Genomic DNA, 4,856 nt, shown 5'->3' on the forward strand with positions numbered 1-4,856 from the left:
CGACCCTGAAGAAGGAGTTCGTCCACCTCCACGCCTTCGCCGGCCTGAAACAGCTCCGCGCCGGCATCTTCGACTACGTCGAGACGTACTACAACCGCAGAAGGATACATTCCACGATCAATTATATGACGCCCGTCGAGTACGAGGCCGAGTTTGACGGGAAGCACCCACAAGCCGCATAATGGAGTTCTCTGCTAAATCGGGAACGCTCCACTGCGAAGTCTGCCGGTGCCGTTGACGAGGAAACCGTCTCGGATGCGCGATGCACCGCTTCCGGCCAGACGCCTCGGTGAAGACCGTCATAACCAGGGATTCTGGCCGGCAGGAATACTCCTCGCCGCGTTCGAGCGGGCCACCGGGGACGCCTGAGAACGGGAACCGTCCACGCGGAAGGTCCGCGTGGACGGCCGGTGGTCGGCGGGTTGTCAGCTCAGGGTCTTGTGGTAGACCTGCTGAAACGGTACAGTGCCACCCGTGTACTCTGGCACCAGATTGTCGGCCGAGGACTGGAACACGACCTGGGAGCCGTCAGTGCTGATCGTGGGAAACTGCGCCGAATAGTTGATGCTGGCACCGTCACTGTTTTGGTGGAGACGAGGGCCAGCGAACCGGTGTCCAGGCGCTTGACGAAGATGTCGCTGATGGCACCGGGCACCCCGGGCGATACATCTGTTGCATAGAACGCGCTGAAGACCACGGTGGTGCCGTCCTGGGAGATCCACGGCGCCGTCGCCGTTCGGTCGAACTGCCTGCCGTCCTGATCGGTCGACACGCGGGTCAGCTTGCCGGTCACGAGGTCCTTGAGGAAGATGTCGGTGAGCCCGTTGGCGTCGTCCGGCACGAGGTTCGTGGCCGGGGAGGAGAACGTCACTTTCGTCCCGTCGCCGGAGATCCGCGCCAGCGATGCGAAGTTGTCGTCACCCCACACACCGTCGGCTGTGACGGTGGCCGGCACGGTCTGCCCCGTGGTCAGGTCACGCATGAAGATGTCGCCGCTGCCGTTGACGTCACCAGCGACGAGGTCCGATGCGTAGGACAGGAATGACAGCCGGGTGCCGTCCGCGGACAGGCTGCTGACCACGCTCGAGCCGTTCCCGGCGGTGCCGGTTCCCGTCACCGACGCGAGCGTCGTCGTCCCCGTCGCCACGTTGTACACGAAGATCTGGTATGGCGCGCTGCTCGTCCGTGCGCTGAACGACACGGTCGAACCGTCCGCCGACACACTGAGCTGGAGGGCGCCGACGTGGCTGGAGAGCAGACCGGTCGGCGCGGAGACCAGGGTGACGTCCCCCGTGCGGTTGTCGCGGACGAACACGTCCTGCACACCGGTCTGGCCCGGCTGGCCTGGCACCAGTTCGCTGGAAAATGAGGTGAAGGCCGCGATCGACCCGTCGGCCGAAAGCGCCACCCCGCCGCTCGATGAACCCTCGACCTGCGTGAACGTCGTGGTCGCCCGTCGCCCCTTGCCGGTCACGGTCTTGGCGACGGAGATCCGGGGCGTCGTCTGCGTGGTCAGGTCCCGCAGGAAGACGTCCCAGTCGCCGTTGGTGTCACCGGCCACCAGGTCGGACGCGGCCGACTCGAAGATGACGTACCGGCCGTCGGCGGAAACCTGCGAACCAGGAAAGTCCACCCGTGTGCTGTCGCTGGCGCCGCCCGTGCCACCCAGGGTTACCGACACCAGTTCTACCGGGCCCAGGTCGGTCGTGAACGACCCGGCGGCGTGTGCCGGCGTCGCCGCGACAGTGGCGAGAGCGGTCCCCACCGCGACTGCCGCGGTACCGGCCGCGAAACGGGAACGGATGGATGCGCGGTTTGTTTTGTGCATTTCTACCTCATTCTCGGTCGGACATGACACTAATCCAAAAAAGAGATCGAGAGTGTGCGGAAAATCTTACGGAGTAATAATCTATAAGGCCGTTCCGTCATCGTCCGCGGAAGCGTGGAGAACCTTACGAGGTGGAGGCCGTCGGCGGGTTCGGGAATAGCAGCTGGGATGCAGAGAAGCCGTACTGAACACCGGCAACGCAAAACGGCCACCGCGTGATCCGCATCGAGTTCTGCCGGGAGCCCGGGTGAGGAGGAATACGCGGTGGCCGCAGCGGCGTACTGTGCTGAGACGACGATGGTGAGATATTGGCGGATCGGATCCTGGTTTCCTTTCTCTGTAAGCTTCTCCTTACGGCACCAGAACGATCTTGCCGGTCGTGCGTCGCTCTTCGAGTTCCCGGTGTGCCTCAGCCACCTTCTCCAGGGGATAGGTTCCACTGACGGTCACGGTGATCTCATCCCGGATGGCGAGGTCGAACAGCTCGGTGAGCCCCTCCCGCAGGGTGTGCGTGCTCAACAGCGGGGCGAGCGCGAAGCCCGTCACGGACTGATTCTTGAAAATGAGGCCGAGTAGCTCTGGTACGCCGAGCTGGAACTCCTGGATGTTGAGTGCCCCGTATATGACGAGTTCACCCAGCGGGGCGAGCGCGTCGAGACTCGCGGTCGTCACCGCGCCGCCGACCGATTCATAAATGATATCGGGACCGTTTCCGTCGCTCGCCGCGCGCGCCTGCTCAACCCAGTCGGGTCGGGTGTAGTCGACTCCTGCGTCAGCGCCGAGCGAACGGGCTGTGTCGAGCTTCTCGGCGGTACTCGCGGCGGCGATCACGCTCCTTGCCCCCGCGTGCTTGGCGAGTTGGACGAGAAGCGTGCCGACCCCACCGGCGGCGGCGCTGACCAGAACCGCCTTGCCCTTCGGCGGTGTCTGCCTGGTCAGGTGCAGGGCAGTGAGTCCCTGGACCATCAACGCCGTCGCATCCTCGAACGGTAGTTCCGGTGGAAGCGGGGCGACGAAGTCGGCGCTGATCAGGACATGGTCCGCGTAACCCCCGAATGACACGCCCGCGGCAAACAGCGGCGCGGCGACGCGGGCACCGATCCCGAGCCCGCCGACACCGGCCCCGACGGCTTCGACGGTGCCGGCAACCTCCATGCCGAGGACGGCAGGAAGATCGGGTGTCACCGCATACCGGTTCTCACGCATGAGGACCTCGGCGAAGTTGACGCCGGCCGCATGGACTCGGACGAGTACCTGACCGGGACCCGGCGCCGGAGTGGGAGTCTCGACGATCTCGAAGACCTCGGATCCGCCGAAACGGTGTATCTGGACAGCTTTCACGGTGTGTATACCTCGCTTACCCGGAATGCGTTGTTGTCTGGCCGCGGCTCCACGGTGGGATGCGCGCTCATCCGTGGTCGCGTATGTAGCGGACTAATCCGACGACGTCGTCAGGGACCAGGCGTCCGATGGCGCCGCTGGAGTAGACAGCTGTGATCACGCTGCCATTGGGGGCCAGGACGAAACCGGTTGACTGGAGGTACCGCCGCGGGTCGCCGGAGGATTCATCATTGATGTAGGCATCCGTCGCCTCGGCTATCCCGTCGACGTCGGCACTGTGACCGACGGGAAAATCGATGCGATGCTTGTCGACGAGTCTGCGGACGCTCTCCTCGTCGTCGACGGGCAGCGCGGCGACCCGGACATCGAGATCCGTGAGAACGTCGCCCGCCCGCTGGAACGCCGCGAGTTGTGCGTTGCAGTACGGGCACCACGATCCGCGATAGATCAGGACGACGCCGAAGTGGCCGGCCAGGTCCTCTGGCAGGCAGAGGGACCCTCCGCTGACCTTGGGAACCTGGACCTTCGGGAAGAGCTGGCCGTTGTCGAGCCGATTCATGATTGTTGCTCCCTCGCGCTGTCGCGTCGGGCGGTGTTGCCACTTTGAGTAGTGGACTGTCTAGTCCAGCGTACGGAGCTAGAATTGGACTTACAAGTCCAGTTTCGGTTAGCCTTACCGTCCGTGAGATCCATGAAGCCTGTGCCGATACTGACCCCTCGGGGTGCTGCGACCAGAGCCCGCATCGTGGCGGCCGCGGCCGAGCTGGTGCGCGAGCGCGGGGCGGCCGGCACGAGTCTGGACGATGTGATGGCTGTCACCGGGACCAGCAAGTCGCAGCTGTACCACTACTTCGCCAACAAGGACGACCTGATCCGGGCGGTGATACGGCAACAGGCGCAGCAGGTTGTCCAGGCCCAGCGTCCGGAGCTGGACTCCCTGGACTCCCTGGCCGCCCTGGGGCGCTGGCGAAACAAGATCATCGAGATACGGGCCGCGGTCGATCACACCGGCGGATGCCCGCTCGGGTCCCTGGCCAACGAGCTCGCCGATGGCGATCCGCGGACCCGTGGCGTCCTGCAGAGCTGCTTCACCGAATGGGAGTCCCCGCTGCTTGCCGGACTCACCGCGATGCGCGAGCGGGGAAGTCTTCGATCGGAAGCGGATCCGGCCGCGCTCGCCGAAGCCATCATGGCCGCACTGCAGGGCGGTCTGCTGCTGAGCAAGACTTATCGCACCGATCGCCCGCTCGTTCGAGCATTGGACATGGCCATCGACCATGTCCGCAGATACTCCTGCGATGATGAGACGTGATCTCGGGAATCGGTATTTCGGCTGGCCGCACGCAGTCGCGGGCCGTGCCAGGTGGCGTCCGCGGCCCAACCCTCCACGCAGGTGATCAGTGATCGGCAGCCACGACTCGTGGTGAGAGTGTAGGACACCCCGAACATACGGACGATCACGGTGGTGATCCGGGTCAGGGTCCAGCGCTGGTCACCCTGATTCTCGTTTTGAGATCAGGCCCGCCGCGCGGCCGGGCTACGCGCGCCCGTGGGACAGCTGCGCTCGCTGGGCGCGTTACTGCAGGTCAAGCACGGTGTTGGCCCTTGGGCGTCTTACAGGCGAGGTGCGCGGTGCGCGTGCGGGCGAGCAGGTCCGTCAGGGCCGGGGTGAGGTTGGGGGCTAGGG

5 protein-coding genes are annotated in these 4,856 nt (G+C 65.0%); 2 read left to right on the top strand and 3 right to left on the bottom strand.

The features are described from left to right. Positions 1 to 182, top strand: a 182-nt coding sequence (locus AC08OJ_RS15270; protein ID WP_476596058.1) for an IS3 family transposase, incomplete at its 5' end; no start/stop codon positions are given. Between the two features lie 248 nt (positions 183 to 430). Here AC08OJ_RS15270 and AC08OJ_RS15275 read toward each other — a convergent pair. The 3 genes from AC08OJ_RS15275 to AC08OJ_RS15285 all read right to left on the bottom strand — a co-directional run bounded on the left by AC08OJ_RS15275 (position 431) and on the right by AC08OJ_RS15285 (position 3,728). Continuing rightward, a complete protein-coding gene (locus tag AC08OJ_RS15275; protein ID WP_476596059.1) occupies positions 431 to 1,828 on the bottom strand; it encodes a TolB family protein in 1,398 nt (465 codons plus the stop codon). A gap of 351 nt (positions 1,829 to 2,179) precedes the next feature. Beyond that, a complete protein-coding gene (locus AC08OJ_RS15280; protein WP_476593899.1) occupies positions 2,180 to 3,169 on the bottom strand; it encodes a quinone oxidoreductase family protein in 990 nt (329 codons plus the stop codon). Between the two features lie 67 nt (positions 3,170 to 3,236). After that, positions 3,237 to 3,728: a redoxin domain-containing protein gene (locus AC08OJ_RS15285; RefSeq protein ID WP_476593900.1), complete on the bottom strand. Its 492-nt coding sequence runs from the start codon at positions 3,726 to 3,728 to the stop codon at positions 3,237 to 3,239. Positions 3,729 to 3,860: 132 nt separating this feature from the next. Between AC08OJ_RS15285 and AC08OJ_RS15290 the strand changes: the two genes are divergently transcribed. Next, complete coding sequence (locus tag AC08OJ_RS15290) at positions 3,861 to 4,481, top strand: TetR/AcrR family transcriptional regulator (RefSeq protein WP_476596060.1); 621 nt, start codon at positions 3,861 to 3,863, stop codon at positions 4,479 to 4,481. Positions 4,482 to 4,856: the final 375 nt, after the last annotated feature.

Source organism: Frankia sp. CgKIO3 (assembly GCF_977946435.1).